This is a genomic window from Burkholderia sp. AW33-5 (assembly GCF_053427615.1).
On sequence record NZ_JBSAXA010000033.1, the window covers coordinates 25,854 to 43,037 of the forward strand.

The 17,184-nt window shown below is 66.2% G+C and carries 15 protein-coding genes; 4 read left to right on the forward strand and 11 right to left on the reverse strand.

Annotated features, from left to right (window positions below):
• Genes ACV22V_RS30185 through tssJ form a run of 3 tightly spaced genes read right to left on the reverse strand, consistent with a single transcriptional unit; the run spans nucleotide 1 to nucleotide 3,230 of the window.
• A complete protein-coding gene (locus tag ACV22V_RS30185) occupies nucleotides 1-1,320 on the reverse strand; it encodes a DotU family type VI secretion system protein (protein ID WP_448016378.1) in 1,320 nt (439 codons plus the stop codon).
• Nucleotides 1,321-1,335: 15 nt separating this feature from the next.
• Nucleotides 1,336-2,718, reverse strand: a complete 1,383-nt coding sequence (gene tssK, locus ACV22V_RS30190; RefSeq protein WP_059690086.1) for a type VI secretion system baseplate subunit TssK — start codon at nucleotides 2,716-2,718, stop codon at nucleotides 1,336-1,338.
• On the reverse strand, nucleotides 2,715-3,230 hold the full coding sequence (gene tssJ / locus ACV22V_RS30195; protein ID WP_448016379.1) for a type VI secretion system lipoprotein TssJ: 516 nt from the start codon (nucleotides 3,228-3,230) through the stop codon (nucleotides 2,715-2,717). Before tssJ ends, tssK begins: the two co-directional genes overlap by 4 nt.
• Before the next feature lie 631 nt (nucleotides 3,231-3,861).
• Between tssJ and ACV22V_RS30200 the strand changes: the two genes are divergently transcribed.
• Together ACV22V_RS30200 and tagH are read left to right on the forward strand one after the other, a co-directional pair.
• The gene (locus ACV22V_RS30200) at nucleotides 3,862-4,248 is read left to right on the forward strand and encodes a TssQ family T6SS-associated lipoprotein (protein ID WP_448016380.1); all 387 of its coding nucleotides are present in this window, start codon (nucleotides 3,862-3,864) and stop codon (nucleotides 4,246-4,248) included.
• 47 nt (nucleotides 4,249-4,295) lie between these two features.
• Complete coding sequence (gene tagH, locus ACV22V_RS30205; RefSeq protein ID WP_448016381.1) at nucleotides 4,296-5,708, forward strand: type VI secretion system-associated FHA domain protein TagH; 1,413 nt, start codon at nucleotides 4,296-4,298, stop codon at nucleotides 5,706-5,708.
• A 168-nt stretch (nucleotides 5,709-5,876) separates the two neighbouring features.
• Here the strand turns inward: tagH and ACV22V_RS30210 are convergent, their stop codons facing one another.
• The 8 genes from ACV22V_RS30210 to ACV22V_RS30245 form a co-directional block, all read right to left on the reverse strand.
• The gene (locus ACV22V_RS30210) at nucleotides 5,877-7,322 is read right to left on the reverse strand and encodes an NAD-dependent succinate-semialdehyde dehydrogenase (RefSeq protein WP_059690083.1); all 1,446 of its coding nucleotides are present in this window, start codon (nucleotides 7,320-7,322) and stop codon (nucleotides 5,877-5,879) included.
• A 161-nt stretch (nucleotides 7,323-7,483) separates the two neighbouring features.
• On the reverse strand, nucleotides 7,484-8,803 hold the full coding sequence (locus tag ACV22V_RS30215) for a c-type cytochrome (protein ID WP_448016383.1): 1,320 nt from the start codon (nucleotides 8,801-8,803) through the stop codon (nucleotides 7,484-7,486).
• Nucleotides 8,804-8,818: 15 nt separating this feature from the next.
• The gene (locus ACV22V_RS30220; RefSeq protein WP_448016384.1) at nucleotides 8,819-11,041 is read right to left on the reverse strand and encodes a molybdopterin cofactor-binding domain-containing protein; all 2,223 of its coding nucleotides are present in this window, start codon (nucleotides 11,039-11,041) and stop codon (nucleotides 8,819-8,821) included.
• A gap of 1 nt (nucleotide 11,042) precedes the next feature.
• On the reverse strand, nucleotides 11,043-11,498 hold the full coding sequence (locus tag ACV22V_RS30225) for a (2Fe-2S)-binding protein (RefSeq protein ID WP_059525474.1): 456 nt from the start codon (nucleotides 11,496-11,498) through the stop codon (nucleotides 11,043-11,045).
• A gap of 136 nt (nucleotides 11,499-11,634) precedes the next feature.
• Nucleotides 11,635-11,934: a putative quinol monooxygenase gene (locus ACV22V_RS30230; protein WP_059525472.1), complete on the reverse strand. Its 300-nt coding sequence runs from the start codon at nucleotides 11,932-11,934 to the stop codon at nucleotides 11,635-11,637.
• Nucleotides 11,935-12,027: 93 nt separating this feature from the next.
• Entirely contained in the window at nucleotides 12,028-13,086 is a 1,059-nt protein-coding gene (locus tag ACV22V_RS30235) for an NADP-dependent oxidoreductase (protein WP_448016386.1), read from the reverse strand.
• 203 nt (nucleotides 13,087-13,289) lie between these two features.
• Nucleotides 13,290-13,910, reverse strand: coding sequence for a TetR/AcrR family transcriptional regulator (locus ACV22V_RS30240; protein ID WP_059525468.1), 621 nt, complete (start codon nucleotides 13,908-13,910; stop codon nucleotides 13,290-13,292).
• Between the two features lie 123 nt (nucleotides 13,911-14,033).
• Nucleotides 14,034-15,044, reverse strand: a complete 1,011-nt coding sequence (locus tag ACV22V_RS30245; RefSeq protein WP_448016387.1) for a DNA-binding protein — start codon at nucleotides 15,042-15,044, stop codon at nucleotides 14,034-14,036.
• A gap of 815 nt (nucleotides 15,045-15,859) precedes the next feature.
• On the opposite strand from ACV22V_RS30245, the gene ACV22V_RS30250 reads away from it, so the two are divergent.
• Entirely contained in the window at nucleotides 15,860-16,306 is a 447-nt protein-coding gene (locus ACV22V_RS30250) for a hypothetical protein (protein ID WP_448016388.1), read from the forward strand.
• Nucleotides 16,307-16,577: 271 nt separating this feature from the next.
• A partial coding sequence (locus tag ACV22V_RS30255; protein WP_448016389.1) for a hypothetical protein occupies nucleotides 16,578-17,184 on the forward strand: 607 nt, incomplete at its 3' end.

The window sequence follows — 17,184 nt, forward strand, 5'->3', positions numbered from 1 at the left end:
TCAGTGCGCTCCCTGCGTCGCGCCGACGGCGGCACTGCCGGGCGCCGGCAGCAGCGTGATCTCGACGCGCCGGTTCAGCGCGCGGTTCGCGGGCGTATCGTTCGGCGCGACCGGATCGAGCGTGCCGCGCCCCTCGGCCGCGAGTCGCTCCGGATGGTCGAGGCGCGCGGCGATCATGCCGCGCACGGCCTCCGCGCGCTCGCGCGACAGGTCCCAGTTCGACGCGAAGCGTGCCGTGTGCACCGGCGTGTCGTCGGTATAGCCGGTCACGCGCACGTTGCCGGGCACCTGGTTGAGCGCATCCGCGACGCGTGCGAGCACCGGCGCGTAACGGTCGATCACCGACGTCGAGCCGGACTTGAACAGCCCGTCGCCGCGCAGCACGATTACGCTGCGATCGGCGTCGTCGCGCACCGACACGAGGCCGGCCGCGATCTCCGGCGCCAGGAACTTCGCGACGCGCGGCGCCGCCGCCGGGCGCGGCGGTGCCTGAGCAGGCTGCAGCTTCGGCACGTGCAGCGCGTCGATCGACGCGAACAGCCGGTCCGAATGCCCGGCCAGCGCGATGCGCAGCCCGACGAACACGCCGAAGCCGATCAGCAGCGCAAGCGCCACACAGACCCAGAGCGGCACGACGAAGCGACGCGACACGTCGCGCGTGACGACGTCGCGCCAGTGCGGCGACAGCGCGGGCTCGAATTCGCCGCGCACCGAGCGGATCGTGTGAGCCAGATGCCAGCGCAGCGCGTCGAGCTCCGCATGACCGTTGTCGAGCACCCGATAGCGGCCCTCGAAGCCGAGCGCGAGACAGAAATACAGCAGCTCCAGCAGGTCGAGGTGCTGGCGCGGCTGCTGGGACAGGCGTTCGAGCAGGTGGAAGAACTTCTCGCCGCCCCAGGTTTCGTTGTGGAACGACACGAGCAGGCTGTGCGACGACCACACGCTGCCGCCCCACGGCGTCAGCGCGGCTGCTTCGTCGAGCGCCGTGCACAGGCAGTAGCGCGCGCCGATGATCGCCTCGGACGGCACGCCGGCTTCCTGCGCGCGCGCCTCGAACTGACGGATCTCGACGACGAGATGCTCGCGCAGCCATGCCGGATTCGGATGATGGACGGTCGAGCGGATCTGGGGCACGAGATTGAGCAGCGGGTTGGCTGCCGCGACGAGCGGATTCGTGCCGCTGGCGGCCCAGCGGCCGGGGCGCGGCTGCGTGGCCGTCGGCCCGGCCGCGCCGGACGCGGCCGATGGATGCATGCCGCCCGGATTCGGCGGCACGAACCCGCCTGCGCCGGCGGAAATCGAATCGGAGGAAGAATTCATCGCGCTGCCCCGCCCTCACCCGCGAATCGCCCAGAACTCCATCGAGAGCCCCGGAAATTCGCCGGCGAAATGAAATGCGAGACCGCCGGAGCGCGCCAGCTGCTTCCACAGCTCGCTGCCCTTGTCGATCTCGAAGTACGTATGACCCGCGTGATACGGGATCTGCCGCGGCGCGACCGGCAACTGGCGCATCGTGATGCCCGGCAGCTGCAACTGCACCAGGTCGCGGATCCGCTCAACCGGGCCGAGCTTCGCCTGCGCCGGAAACCGCGCGCGCAGGCTGTCGGCCGGCACGTCCGCGCGCACGGCCAGCACGAAGCCGGCCGTGTCGCGCAGCGCGGGATCGGCGAGCGTCGCGACCCGGATGCCGTTGCCCGCGTCGCGCAGCTCGATCTGGATCGCGTTTTGCTCCAGCACCGTCGACAGCGACCGGCGCAGTTCCGTCATCAATTCGGCGAAGCTCGTGCGCAGGTCGTCGTGCACGTAGACCGCGAGCGATTGCGGGCGCCGGCCGGCCGCCGTGAACGTGCTGAGGTCGCATGCGAGCTTCAGCCAGTCGCGGAACAGCGCCTCCGGATGCGTCGCGACGTCCTGTTGCGCGTGCCAGGTCAGCGCCAGATAGCGGTTCACCAGTTGCAGCAGCAGGAAATCCGCGACTTCCGATACGCCGCCGCGCCCCGGCTCCGACAGGCGCTCGGCCAGCGCGTCGCTGCGCTGCGTCAGCAATCCGTGCAGCTCGCGCGTGTATGCCAGCAACGCCGCGTCGCGCTGCGCGACCAGACGCGGCGGAATGTAGCCGTCGTCGACGAGCAGCCGCGCGTCGGTGCGCCGCTCGACGATCCGCACGACGCCGAGCGCATGCCAGTCGCCGGTCAGCTCGGTGTCGAGCATCAGCCGGACGTTCAGGCGCCCCGTTTGCAGCAGTGCGGGGCCGAGCGCGACCGCGTTCGCATCGGCCACTTCGTATTCGCGGACGACGTAGCGCGCGACGTCCGCGCCGCCGTTGCCGCTTGCGTTCCCGCCGAACGACACCTCCTCGCCGCCGCCGCGCCACAACGGCAGCGCGAGCACGACGAGCTGGTCCTTCGCATCCGGCGGCACGTCGAGCGGCTCGGGCAGATCGTCGGGATGCGACAGGTCGAACGGCGTGCCGTCGCGCATCACGCCCGCCGCCGCGCGTAGCGCGACCTTGCCGAGCGCGAGCTGCTCCCGGTCGATCTCGAGCGTGTCGAAGCCCCAGTAGAAGCCCTGCAGCGGCAGGCAGCGCAGCGCGACGTAGCGCTCCCAGTGCCGTTCAAGCTGCTGGAAATGCTGCGGCCGAAGGAACATCCCTTCGGTCCACACCACGCGCTGACGCAGTGCGGCGACCGGCGTCGCGGACATCGTCGGTTCGGTCATGGGCGCCCCCGCGTGTCGTTCAGCGCGAGACCGCCGTTCCTGACCGCGATCGACAGCTTCCACTCGCCGGGCGACGTCTGCCAGAACTTGTATACGTTGAGCTGCTTCGCGCGCGGTAGCGGCACCGTAAGGCGCCAGCGGTTCTTGTCGAGCATCCGGTATTCGGCGATCACGCCGACCGCGCCGGCCTCGACGTTGCCGCGGTAATGCAGCGTGCGCGACTCGCCCGGGCGCAGGATCACGCGGTCGGTGCCGAGCAGGTCCGCGCCGAGGATGTTCTCGGGCTTGTCCTGCAGCGAGAAGAAGTCGGCGCCGTCGAACGCCGATGCCGCGCGCAGCTGGAACACCTTCAGCACGATCGGCGAAGGCTTGCGGTTGAGGTCCGGATTGACGTCGGGCGCCACGTCGACGGTGATCGCATACGGCACCGCGGCGGCACGCTCGGTGGCGCCGCATCCGGGCAACAGCAATGCACATCCCAATACGATGAACCCGCTCGACCGCCAGCGCATATTTCATCCTCGCAGCGCAATAATTCCCCCGTCGATTTCCGTACGCGAAACCGACACCTCTAATTAAAAGGGGACAATTAATTGACCGGTAATTATGTGACTTGCATATCCTTCCGCTTAAATTTCACTCGGCAATTTATTCTTGCAAAAAGACGGGTCAAATCGCCAATTACGGAACGAGATCGAAATTGGGGAAATGGCGATGAATTGGATTGATTTCCGTCATTTTGAAAAGGCGCGTTAATCCGACCGGTTCGCCGCGGCGGCCCGGTTCTATTGCAGGTTCACTTGCGGTATGGACGTTGAACCCAAGCCTGACGGCCGTCGGCGGTCGGTGGCTACGCCCTGCGGGTCGTGTCACGCTGTTTGCGCTGCCCGAACGGAGGGCCGGCTTTTCCGATCATTGACCGGCGCCGGGCAAACAACTGACGAATCCCAAAAAGCACAGCGAACTATAGAATCGATTTTATGGATTAACAAGTCGAAAACCCGGAATCGATTTGAGTGAAAACTCGGGCGCAATTTCCAAAATGAAACAAAACGTAACGGCGACATCGCCCGCCTTGATTGGCACTAGAATCCAACAGCGCTTGTGCACCACCCTCCAATAACGCAAATATTTCATTTCAGAATGAAAGGCCGCTCATCGATCGTGATTTTCCTCGGCGCCTTGCTGCTGGGAATCGGCGGGTGCAGCACGTCCCCCACGCAATCGGCGGCGCGCGCCGCGGTCGACAGCGCGCGCGCGGCGTACGGCGCCGGCGACTACGGACGCACGATCGCGATCCTGAGCCGAGCGAAGGAGATCGACGGGGCCGATACCGACACGCAGGTCACCGCGCACAAGCTGCTCGCGTTCAGCTATTGCGTGACGAACCGCATCGCGCAGTGCCGCGCCGAGTTCTCGAAGATTCTCGACCTCAACCCGCGCTTCGACTTGTCCCCCGCCGAGAAGGGACATCCGATCTGGGGGCCCGCGTTCGAGTTCGCGCGCCGCAGGCATGCGTCGTCATCCTGACCGAACCGGAATCCCCGCCAGCGTTTCCTTACCGAGCGACGTATGACATGCAACTGATCGTGATCGAACATGCCGGCGAGCCGGTCGAAAGCGACACCTACGACGCCGTCGTGTTCCACCCGCCCGGCGGCACCATCGGCCGGGCAACCGACAACCATCTCGTGCTGCGCGACGACACCCGGCAGATTTCCCGGCTGCAGGCCCTGTTGCAGGTCGGTGACGATGCGTGCCTGCTGAAGAACCTGAGCAGCGTGTCGACGATCGAGGTGAACCGCGAGCCCGTCGGCTATGCACAGGAGCGCCCGCTCAATACCGGCGACATCATCCGCATTGGGCCGTACGTGCTGCGTGCCGAGCGTGATGACGGACATGACGCGCCGGTCGTCGACATGCCGACCGCCTCCAGCGCGAGCGCCGACCCGCGAGGCACGTCGGGAACCGCCGCGCACGCGCACGTCGACGCGAAGACGACCGGCAACCGGTTGTGGGGCCTGCTGCAGGATCGCCTCGCTCCGCGTGGCAAGGCGGTGGACTCCGGCACGCGATCCGGCACGGCGGCGCGCAGGGAGGCGGCGCAGCCCGCGAGCCGCGCCACGCCGGCCGCGCCGTCGCCACGTGACCTGAATCAGTTGTCGACCGACCCGCTCGACTTGTTTGTACAGTCGTCGCCCGATATCGGTGGATCGGGTTCGACGTCTCCGCCCGAACGCGGCGAGGCGGATCGCGGCGCGTCGTCGTCCGCGACGCAAGCCGATCATGCGCCCGAGTGGACGCAGCACGTGCGTGTGCAACCGGCGACGGCGCATGCCGAGCCACGTCCCGTCGATGAGCCTGCACCGCAGGCGAACCGCGTGCCGACGCCCGACGAATTGCTGAACGCGTTCTTCGAAGGCGCCGGACTCGATACCGCCGCCGAGTCGCATCAATGGTCGGCCGAACAGCTGTACATCGCGGGGCAGTTGCTGGCGCTGTTCGCGAACGGCACGGTCGAGCTGCTGTCGTCGCGCAGCATCCTGAAGCGGGAGGTGAAGGCGCACATGACGATGCTGCTCGATCGCGAGAACAATCCGCTGAAGCTGCTGCCGGACGGCGGCGCCGTGCTGCGCCAGATGTTCGGGCTGCCGCTGCCCGGCTTCATGTCGCCGCAGAGCGCGGTCAGCGACGCGTTCCAGGATCTGCACGCGCACCAGATCGGCATGGTCGCCGGCATGCGCGCCGCGCTGATGGACCTGCTGACGCGCTTTTCGCCGCAACGGCTGCGTGAGCGCGACGATGCGATGCGCTGGTACGAGAAGCGCGTGCCCGCGCTGTACAAGGCGAGGATGTGGGACCGCTACGCGGCGACGCATCGCGACACGGTGTTCGCGATCGAAGACGATTTCGCGTCGGTATTCGGCAAGGCGTTTCTCGCCGCGTACGACGCGGAGGTGGAAAGCTATCGCGGCAGCAGCCGGCATTGAGCGGCGGGCGTCGCAGGTCCCGTGCACGACGGGAACGACCGCCATTCCCGGGCGAAGCCGACCGCCAACGACGCAGAAACAACAAGGCCGGGCAGAACGCCCGGCCTTCGGCAACGCTACCCGCGTGCGCACCGCACAACCGGCGGCACGCGCGTGGCCGAACGGTCGTCAGACCGCCATCACCGTCACCGACTTCGTGACGAGATACGGCTCCAGCGCTTCCGGCCCGCCTTCCGACCCGTAGCCCGAATCCTTCACGCCGCCGAACGGCATTTCCGGCCATGGCGTCGCCGGCTGGTTGATCCACAGCATCCCGACTTCGAGACGCTGCGTCAGCAGGTGCACGTTCGCGAACGAGCGCGTGAACGCATAGCCGGCCAGCCCGAACGGCAGACGGTTCGCTTCGGCGATCGCGTCCTCGAGCTTGTCGAAACCACGGATCGCCGCGACCGGGCCGAACGGCTCGTTGTTGAACACGTCCGCTTCGAGCGGCACGTTCGCGATCACGGTCGGCGCGAAGAAGTTGCCTTCCGAGCCGATCCGTTCGCCGCCGGTCTCGATGCTCGCGCCGACCTTGCGCGCGTTCTCGACGACCGACGCCATCGCGGTCAGCCGGCGCGGATTCGCCAGCGCGCCGAGCGTCGTGCCTTCCTCGAGGCCGTTGCCGATCTTCAGCCCCTGCGCATGCTGGACCAGCGCGCGCGTGAATTCGTCGCGAATGCTGTTGTGCACGAGGAAACGCGTCGGCGAAATGCACACCTGGCCGGCGTTGCGGAACTTCGCGCCACCGGCGGCCTTCACCGCCAGCGCGACGTCCGCGTCCTCGGCGACGATCACCGGCGCGTGGCCGCCCAGTTCCATCGTCGCGCGCTTCATGTGCTGGCCGGCGAGCGCCGCGAGCTGCTTGCCGACCGGCGTCGAGCCCGTGAACGTCACCTTGCGGATCACCGGGTGCGGAATCAGATACGACGAGATTTCCGCCGGATCGCCGTACACGAGACCGATCACACCGGCCGGCACGCCCGCGTCGACGAACGCGCGCAGCAGCGCGGCCGGCGACGCCGGGGTTTCTTCCGGCGCCTTCACGAGGAACGAGCAGCCGGTCGTGAGCGCGGCGCTCAGTTTGCGCACGACCTGGTTGACCGGGAAATTCCACGGCGTGAACGCCGCGACCGGACCGACCGGCTCCTTCACGACGGTCTGCTGCGCGCCGAGATTGCGCGGCGGGACGATCCGGCCGTACACGCGGCGGCCTTCGTCCGCGAACCATTCGATGATGTCGGCTGCCGACAGCACTTCGACACGCGCTTCGGTCAGCGGCTTGCCCTGCTCCTGCGTCATCAGCTGCGCGATCGTGTCGGCGCGCTCGCGCACCAGCGCGGCCGCCTTGCGCATCGTCGCCGCGCGCTCGTGCGCGGGCACCTTGCGCCATGCTTCGAAACCGCGCTGCGCCGCGGCCAGCGCGCGGTCGAGATCGGCGATGCCCGCGTGGGCCACCTTGCCGATCGTCTTGCCGGTCGCCGGGTTCACGACGTCGATCGTCTTGCCGCTCGCGGCGTCGACCCATTCGCCGTCGATCAGCAGTTGTGTATCCGTATAAGTCACGTTAGCCATCCAGACACCCCAGTTTTGCGTCGATAAAACGCGCGCTGCCGCGTACGGCCGCACGCCGGTTGACAGAAAGCACCATGTTGCCGGGCGCCCTGCCCCCGGCAACCTTCGACGACGCGCACGCGGCACGCATGCCCGTCGTCATCCGCCACGTTCGGCCGCGCTCAGCGCGCGGCCGCCGTCGCCTTGCGGAGTTTCGCGACGTCTGCCGCCTGCACGGCCGGCGCGCCGTTGTTCCAGCCGGCGCGCATGAACGTCAGCACGTCGGCGATCTGCTGGTCGTTCAGCTGGTTCGCGAACGCCGGCATCGGATACGCGGATGGCACGCCGCCGATTACGAGCGACTCGCTGCCGTTCAACGTCACGTTGATCAGCGACGATGCATCGGCCTCGAGCACGTTCGGATTGCCCGCGAGCGGTGCGAGCAGCGGCGCGTAGCCGCGACCGTCCGCGCCGTGGCAATTCATGCAGAAAGCGTTATACACCTTTGCGCCCGGATCGTTTGCCGGCCGGCCCAATGCGACCTGCGTCGGTTTCGGGTCGTAACGGTAAGGCGGCGCGCCCGTGCCACCCGCCGCCGGCAGCGATTTCAAATAGCGCGAGATCGCCGCGAGATCCTCGTCGGTCAGCTCCTGCGTGCTGTGGTTGATCACGCTGACCATCGAGCCGAACGCGGTCGCATGCTGGTTCGCGCCGGTCTTCAGGAACTGCGCGACATCCGCATCGCTCCAGCGGCCGAGCCCGGTATTGTGCTCGCCGGTCAGGTTCGACGCGAACCAGTTGTCGATCGGCGCGCCCGACAGGAACGCCGACCCGCTTTCGTCCAGCGCCTTCTCCTGGAAGCCGACGCCGCGCGGCGTATGGCACGATCCGCAATGCCCGAGCCCCTGCACGAGGTACGCGCCGCGGTTCCACGTCGCGTCCTTCGCCGGCTTGTCGGTGTACGGCGTCGTGTCGAGGAACACCGCGTTCCACAGCGCCAGCGGCCAGCGCATGTTGAGCGGCCACGGAATGTCGGACGCGCGGTTCGCCTGCTTCACCGGCTCGACGCCGTGCATGAAGTACGCGTAAAGCGCCTTCACGTCGTCGTCGCGCAGCTTTGCGTACGACGGATACGGCATCGCCGGATACAGGTGATGGCCGTCCTTCGCGACACCCGAGCGCAGCGCGCCCGCGAACTCGGCCTCCGTATAGCCGCCGATGCCCGTGTCCGGGTCGGGCGTGATGTTGGTCGTGTAGATCGCGCCCATCGGCGTGACCATCTTCAGGCCGCCGGCGAACGGCGCGCCGCGCGGCGCGGTGTGGCACGCCACGCAATCGCCGGCCTTCGCGAGATATGCGCCGCGTGCGACCAGCGCGCTGTCGGCGGGCGTCGTTTGCGCGGCATGCGCCGCTGTGCCGGCCATCAACGCGGACAGCGCGATCAACGATGCGCCGAGCGTGCGAGCGGCGCGATTCAGGCTGTTCGGGGTGAGGTTTCGCATGGTGTGTGTCTCCCCTCAAGCCGTCTTCAGCTGGTTGCCGACCGGGAGCTTGCGCAGCCGCGTGCCGGTCGCCGCGAAGATCGCGTTCGACAGTGCCGCCGCGGTCGCGGCGGTGCCCGGTTCGCCGATTCCGCCCGGCGCCTCGGCGCTCTTCACGAGATGCACGTCGATCGGCGGCGTCTCGTTGATGCGCATCATCCGGTAGTCGGTGAAGTTGCTCTGCACGACGCGGCCGTCCTCGATCGTGATCTCGCCATACAGCGCGCCCGTGATCCCGAAGATGATGCCGCCCTGCACCTGCGCCTCGATCGTGCCCGGATTCACGGCCATCCCGCAGTCGACCGCGCACACGGCACGCTTGACCTGCACCTCGCCGCCCTCCACCTCGACGTCGATGACGATCGAGAAGAAGCTGCCGAACGCGTGCATCACCGACACGCCGCGGCCTTGCCCCTTCGGCAGCGGCGAGCCCCATCCGGCGGCCTTCGTCGCGACGTCGAGCACGTTCAGCGCGCGCGGCGTCTTGCCGAGCAGCGCGCGGCGGTACTGCACGGGGTCGGTCTTGGTCTGCGCGGCCAGTTCGTCGATGAAGCTCTCGACGACGAAGGTGCTGCGCGTCGGGCCGACGCCGCGCCAGAACGCCGTCGGCACGTGACGCGGCTCCTGCCGCACGTAATCGATCAACTGGTTCGGCAGGTCGTACGGCAGGTCGGTCGCGACTTCGACCGCGTCGGGGTCGACGCCGTCCTTGAACGCGGGCGGTGCGAAGCGCGCGAGGATCGACGAACCGACGATGCGGTGCTGCCACGCGACCGGCTTGCCGTTCGCGTCGAGGCCGGCCGAAATCCGGTCGTAGTAATACGGCCGATACATGTCGTGCTGGATGTCTTCCTCGCGGGTCCACACGACCTTCACCGGCGCATTGACCTGCTTGGCGATCTTCACGGCCTGGCCGATCATGTCCGTTTCGAGCCGCCGGCCGAAGCCGCCGCCGAGCAGGTGGTTGTGCACGACGATCTTTTCCGGCGGAAAGCCCGTGAGCTGCTGCACCGTGTCGCGCGCACGCGTCGGCACCTGCGTGCCGACCCAGATTTCGCAGCCGTCGGCGCGCACGTGCACCGTGCAGTTCACCGGCTCCATCGTTGCGTGCGCAAGGAGCGGCTGTTCGTAGACGGCGTCGATGCGCGTCTTCGCATTCGCGAACGCGTGGCCGACGTCGCCGTCCTTGCGCGCGACCGCGCCCTTCCCGTTCGCGGCGGCCTGCGCGAGATCGGCGACGATGTCCCTGGTCGATACCTTCGCGCCCGCACCTTCGTTCCACTTCACGACGAGCGCCGACGCGCCGCGCTTCGCGGCCCACGTGTGATCGCCGACCACCGCGACCGCGTTGTCCGCGCGCACGATCTGGCGTACGCCCGGAATCTTCCGCGCGGCCGACTCGTCGACGCTCGCGACCGTGCCGCCGAACACCGGGCTGTTCACGATCACCGCGTACAGCATGCCGGGCAGACGCACGTCGAGCCCGAACTGCGCGGTGCCGTCGACCTTCTCGGGCGAATCGAGCCGCTTCACCGGCTTGCCGATCAGCTTGAAATCGGCCGGCTGCTTCAGCGCGACGTCCTTCGGCACCGGCAGCTTCGACGCGGCGTCCGCGAGCTGGCCGTACGATGCGCGCCGGCCGCTCGGGGTGTGCCGCACTTCGCCGTTTTCCGCCCGGCAGGTGGCCGGATCGACGTTCCATTGCTTCGCCGCCGCGGAAACCAGCAGCGTACGCGCAGTCGCGCCCGCACGGCGCAGCGGTTCCCACGCGTAGCGCACCGATGTCGAGCCGCCCGTCAACTGGCCGCCGAGCAGCGGATCGAGGAACAGCTTCTCGTTGGGCGGCGCATGGTCGAGCGTGACGTTCGACAGCGGCACTTCGAGTTCCTCGGCGATCAGCATCGGCAGCGCCGTGTAGACGCCTTGCCCCATCTCGACCTTCGGCATCACCAGCGTGACCTTGCCGCTGCGGTCGATCTGCACGAATGCGTTCGGCGCGAATACGCCGGCGCGCGCACTTTCGTCCGCATCGCCGCCGATCACCGAGCGCCGTGCGTCATCGCCCGCCGCCGGCAGGCTGAAACCGAGCAGCAAGCCGCCGCCCGCCGCCGCGCCGAGCGACATGCCCGCCTTCAGAAACGAACGGCGCGACACGCCCGCGCCGACGGCCTTCCCTGCTTCGATGAGTCCTCGCGACATGTCACGCCCCCTTCGCAGCTTGCTTGACGGCCGCGCGAATCCGGTTGTACGTGCCGCAGCGGCAGATGTTGCCGGCCATCGCCGCGTCGATGTCGGCGTCGCTCGGGTTCGGGTTCGACGCGATCAGCGCCGTGGCCGCCATCACCTGCCCCGACTGGCAGTAGCCGCACTGGACGACGTCGAGCTCGCGCCACGCTTCCTGAACCTTCTGCCCGGCGGGGGTCGCGCCGACGGCTTCGATCGTCGTGATCCTGCGGCCCGCGACGGCCGCGACCGGCAGCACGCACGAGCGCGCGGCGACGCCGTCGAGATGGACGGTGCACGCGCCGCATTGCGCGATCCCGCAGCCGAATTTCGTGCCGGTCAGACCCACGACGTCACGCAGGACCCACAGCAGGGGCATGTCGTCGGGGGCGTCGACCGTGCGGTTCTCGCCGTTGATATTGAGGGTGACCATTCAGACTCCGGGGCCGATGTATTGGGGAAGCGGCGCGAACGATGCACCGCGTTGTCGTTGTCATTGCCGTCGCGTCATGCGTGACGGCTGCCGCGCGGCCGGGGCGGGAGCGAGCCGCGACGACGGTGCTGCGTCGTTACTCGGCCACGTCGATGCCCGACAGCACCTTGATGACGGGCGGCGCCGCGAACCAGTCGGCCGACTTCACGCGGAATTCGGCGAAATACGGGCTGGCGAGGTGCGCGTCGAACGCGGCCTGGTCGTCGTAGATCTCGTACAGGTGCAGGTTCGGCGAACCGTCCTGCTCGCGGAACAGGTCGTAGCGCCGGTTGCCCGGTTCGACGCGCGTCTTGGCGACCATGCTGCGCAATTCGGCCTCGGCGGCCTGCGCGTGTTCGGGTTTCAGGAACAGGGAAGCAATCACGTGAAGCGCCATCTTGTCACTCCTTTCGAAACGGAATCGAGCATGCCACAAGCCGGCGTCTCGCGACGCCAGCGTGCAATCGTTGTGTGTCGTCCTGCGCCGGCGTCAGGCCAGTTCGTCCGGGCCCACGCGCACGACGACCTTGCCGAAATTCTTGCCGGCGAGCAAGCCGATCAGTGCTTGCGGCGCGTCAGCCAGGTCGGGGACCACATCCTCGAGCGTCTTCACCTTGCCCTGCGCGACCCACTCAGTCATCTCCTTCAGGAACGACGCATAACCGGTCGCATAGTGATCCAGAATGATGAACCCCTGCATCCGGATGCGCTTGCGCAGGATCGTGCCCATCAACGCCGGCACGCGGTCGCGGCCGCTCAATACCGCGGTGTCGTCGTACGCCGCGTCGTTGTAATGCGCGATGATTCCGCACACCGGCACGCGCGCATGATCGTTGAGCAGCGGCCACACCGCGTCGAACACGGCACCGCCGACGTTCTCGAAATAGACGTCGATGCCGTTCGGGCAGGCGTCCTTCAGGCGGGCGGCAAATTGCGGATCGCGGTGATCGACGCACTCGTCGAAGCCGAGCGTGCCCTTCACGTACGCGACCTTGTCGGCGCCACCCGCGACGCCGACCACGCGGCAGCCCTTCAGCTTCGCGATCTGGCCGACCACCGCGCCGACGGCCCCGCTCGCGGCGGCCACGACCACGGTTTCGCCGGCCTTCGGCTCGCCAATCGTCAGTAATCCGGTGTACGCGGTGAACCCCGGCATGCCGAGCACGCCGAGCGCATGCGACGGATGCGGGAAGTCGCGGCCGAGCGGAATGAGATCGCTGCCGTCGGACAGCGAATAGTCCTGCCAGCCGCCGCCGGCGACGACCAGGTCGCCTTCGCGATACGCGGGCAGGTTCGACGCCACGACACGGCTGATCGTGCCGCCGACCATCACGTCGCCGAGTTCGACCGGCGGTGCGTACGACGGCGCGTCGCTCATCCGGCCGCGCATGTACGGGTCGAGCGACAGCCAGACCGTGCGCAACAGCACCTGGCCGGCGCCGGGCACCGGCACGTCGCCGGTCTCGGTACGGAAGTCGTTCGGGGTGGGCGCGCCGACCGGGCGCGCGTTCAGGATGATTCTGCGGTTTGCTGCCTTGCTTTGCGGCATGGGAACCTCCGTCAATTGGAAGGGACGTGCGCCGGGCACGATCGGATCAACTTGGACAACCGTGATGCGTGAGGCCGCGGGCCATGCCGGCCAATCGGCCGGCGAAGCCGCAGCCTCGCGGGTAAGGCAACGGGACTTCAGTGTAAGTAGACCAGTCGTCTAGCGTTCGTTCAAAAAACAAGGCGCGCCTGCGCGCGCCCACGTTACGACTGCGCTCCATCTGGCTCGAAGGACGGCAGGTTCAGCATCCGCCGTGTTTCGAGCATCGCGCGTTCAAGCGGTTTGCGGTTGCGGTGAATCTTCTCCAGCAGCGTCGCACCCAGCCACAGCTCGTAAAGGATCGCGGCCGTATGCGCCGGATCGTCGACGCCGCTCAGCGAGCCGTCTGCCAGCCCGGCCTCGATCCCGCCCGCGAGCCGCTCGATGATCTGGCCGGTGCCGCGCCGTAGCACCGCGCGCATCGCCTCCGACAGATCGGACACTTCCGCGCCGAGCTTCACCGCGAGGCACTTGCCTTCCGGATCGTCCGCGCACTGCGTGTGCAGCCAGTTGCCCCAGTACGTCATCAGGCGCTGCGCGCCCGTGCCGGCCTGATGGCCGAGCAGGTTGTCGAGATGCGCGAGATAGCCTTCGAAATACGATTCGAGCAGCGCCTCGCCGAACGCCTCTTTCGAGCCGAAGTAATGGTAGAACGAGCCCTTCGGGATGCCCGCCGCGGCGAGAATCTCGTTCAGACCGACCGCCGAGAACCCCTTGTGGAGCATGATCGGCTTCGCGATATTCAGGATGTGCTGGCGGACTTCCGCGCCTGAAGATGCATTCATGATGGCGTATCTTAGCAACGATTAGACCGGTCGTCTAGTAACGTCGAGCCGGCAAGTTGAGCGGCACTTTACCCGAATCGCGCCGCGTCGCGGATGCGTTGTCGCCGCACCGTGGCGTCCATGTCACGCGGGTTTGGGAATGCGCTTCCTGGCGACCGGTTTCGCCGCGCGCAGGCTGCCACCCGCCGCCCGCCCGGGCGCCCTGCGCACGGGCGGGCGTGATGCGCGTTCGGCACGCAATGCGTCGAGCTCGCCGACATACGCGACATTGGCCGCGCGGGCGCCGTCGAGCTGGCCTTCGAGCACGCCGCAGCGGTGCTGTGCGTCGGCCAATTGCGCCTGCAGCGCCGCGAGATCCTTACGGTGCTGCATATCGCGCTGTTCAGCGCGCGTCGCGGCTGCGTCGAGCTCCTTTTGAACGCGCGCGGCGGCGAGCCGTTCGCGGTCGATCTCCTGAAGCGCCCGCTTCTCCGATGCACGCAAGCGTTCCTCTGCCCGACCCGCGTCGTCGCGCAACCGGTCGAGCTGCGACGTGAAATCGGCACGCGCCTGCGCCAGCGCACGATCGGCGTCCGCATTGTCGGACTTCAACCGTTCGACCTCCGCCTGCAGCGCGCGGCGCGATGCTTCGTCGGCCGCCCTTGCCTGCTCGAGCTCCTGGATGCGCACCTGGGCCGCCAGCAACGCGCTCGTGCGGTGCTCCAGCGCGGTTTCGGTGCGTGACAGGTCGGCCTGCGATGCGGCGACTTCCGCCTTCGCCGCCGCCCGTTCAGCTTCGACTTCGGCGCGCAGTGCATCAAGCGCTGCGGCGGCATCGGTCGTCGAGCGGCTCCACAACGCGGCGACGAGCTCGCCGGCCGCAGCCTGCAGGTCGGCCGGCAGGTCGGGATGCTCGATGCGCACCCGGCTCTTCTCCCGCAACTCCGTCCAGAACTCGCCGAGAACCGCCGTCGGCGTGCTCATGCTGCCCTTGCGCACGAGCTGGTACAGACGGTTCGCGGTGGGCGTGATGCCGAAGCGGAAGAACATCAATGCGCAGACCTCGCGATACAGCTCGCGGGTTTTCGGGAAATCGGCCTTCAGGCGGTCGATTTCGGCGATCAGGCGGGAGTCGTCGGTGGTGAGGTCGGGCATGGCGGGTTGAGTCGGTAGTTTCGTGAATAATATAACGTAAACCGTTAAATATCCAATCATGCGCCTCTTCTAGTTTGACATTATTTCTATAATGTTGATGTTTTGCGGACGCGCTTCGTTATTTCCGAATGTCGCCGTCCGGTTGCACAATTTTGTAATCGCTTTTTTGCACAAATTTGTAACTGTCACCCCGTCAACAGGAATGTGCTGAATCCCTAGGCCTTATCCAGTAAGGCTTAGGGGGGGCTTCTTGTCACATTCGCAGGCATGAATCGAGACCGATGCTTGCCGCTTGAAGATGACCTCGTCTATTTGAGCGGCTTGCGGTCACTGTCTTCACAATGTCGACAGAGCGTCTGGAGACGGTCGCAGGATCGCGGCGGGCAGTTAAGCACGGTGAACGCGCGGCAGCCACGAATCGCGGGAGAGCAGTGCTGCCGCTGCCATACAATTGACGGTGCCCCCTTTGCGGTCTGGTCTTCATCATGGAAAATCAAGCTGCCGAGGGATGAGTACCTCTGTTCGCGCGCATCCGTGAGAGGCGGCGAGCGAACGCAGGAAGCGATGCTTTTCATCGCGCCCTCAATCGTGCGGAGCGCGAAGTTTCGCCGTGGCACAGGCGAATTTTGGGTGTGCGCAGCGATGACTCCAGACCATCCTCAAGCGGTCTGCTCACGCAAATTTGTAACCACGCCGGCGAAACAGTGAAGCGCAGTGCATAGGATCGCGGGCGACTCGGAATTTCCGTAAACTACATGTGATACTCGCGTACCGGCACCCACTGGGGAGATTGCGTGACATCCTTGCGCTTATACGTGGACACCGAGTTCACGGATTTTTTGGATTGCGACCTGATCAGCATTGCGGTCGTAGCTGATGATGGACGTGAATTCTACGGAGAGCGATCGGACTTCGATCGAGGCTGCTGCAGCGAGTTTGTGCGAGCGGCTGTTCTGCCGCAACTCGGCCAGTATCCAGATCGAGTCTTCACGCGCGAAGGCTTGCGAGTCGCGTTGCAGTCTTGGCTAGACCAATTCGCTGGCGAGATCGAATCGCGCCTGCTGTGCTTCGACTATGGTGGTGACTGGGAACTGTTTGTCGACTTGCTGGGCGAAGCTCCACCCGATTGGCAAGCCTGCCATGTTGGCGCAGAGATACTGGATCAACAGCAAATTGAGATGTACTTCAAGGAACATGGTGGTCGCCATCATGCTCTTCATGACGCGCGCGCAATTCGCTCCGCGGCCCGCAATCTAAGTTAGCACGTCATACGCAGACATTAGCTGCAGAATGGTGAGTGGCGCCATTCATGCGGTGCACATCTTGCCCTTCACGCCTCGAGAAGTCGACCCAATGCAAAACTGGGCGAAATTGGTCCACTGAGAAGCCGTCATGAGACGAGTTGAGCGAAATCAACCCGCTGCTGAAACCCGCCGCATCTTACGCGAGCGCCTGCAAAGGTTTCTGCCAGCAAATACCGTATCGACCGGGAGGTTAGATGGCCCTGTACGACCGCTAGTGTCCGATGTGGAATTGCTGAAGCTCCTCTCGAATCTCGAATTTCATCCTGGTTCTGATATTTCCAGAGCGAGAAATCTTTATGATGAAGCTTCGAAAACTGTATCGACTGCGTTCAATACAGCCGCCTCATCTTCCGTTCTCGAGAAAGAAGCATCGGCCGAGGTTGTACTGACGCCCGAGAGAAATTCGACTGAGGTGTCGAGAAATCACGTTTCACCAGAGAATTCATCTGGGAAAGAAGCGCCATCGGCGGAGCCCGGCGATGGTGCGATACGATGCGATCCGCCCGTTAGCATACGAATCAATCGGACGTTGCCAAGTCTCGATGGCCTTTCGCCAGCACCTTCATTCGATCGGCTCATCGAGTTGGGTTGGATACGAACGTCGTGGGGGCGCTTCATGGTGCCGCACGACATCGTCATGGCCGTTCTTCGTGACCGCCAATTCGCGGATATGCCCATTAGACGTTTGATCGATCTGCACAGTCAGGATCTCTGGCGGCTTAGAGACGGATTCACTCCGAGTGGGATTCTGGGACAAATCGCTGCCGAGGTGGTGGCACACGAGCAAGGCCCAAGTCAAATAGTCTGCGTGTCGCCAGCATGGATTGCTGCGAGGC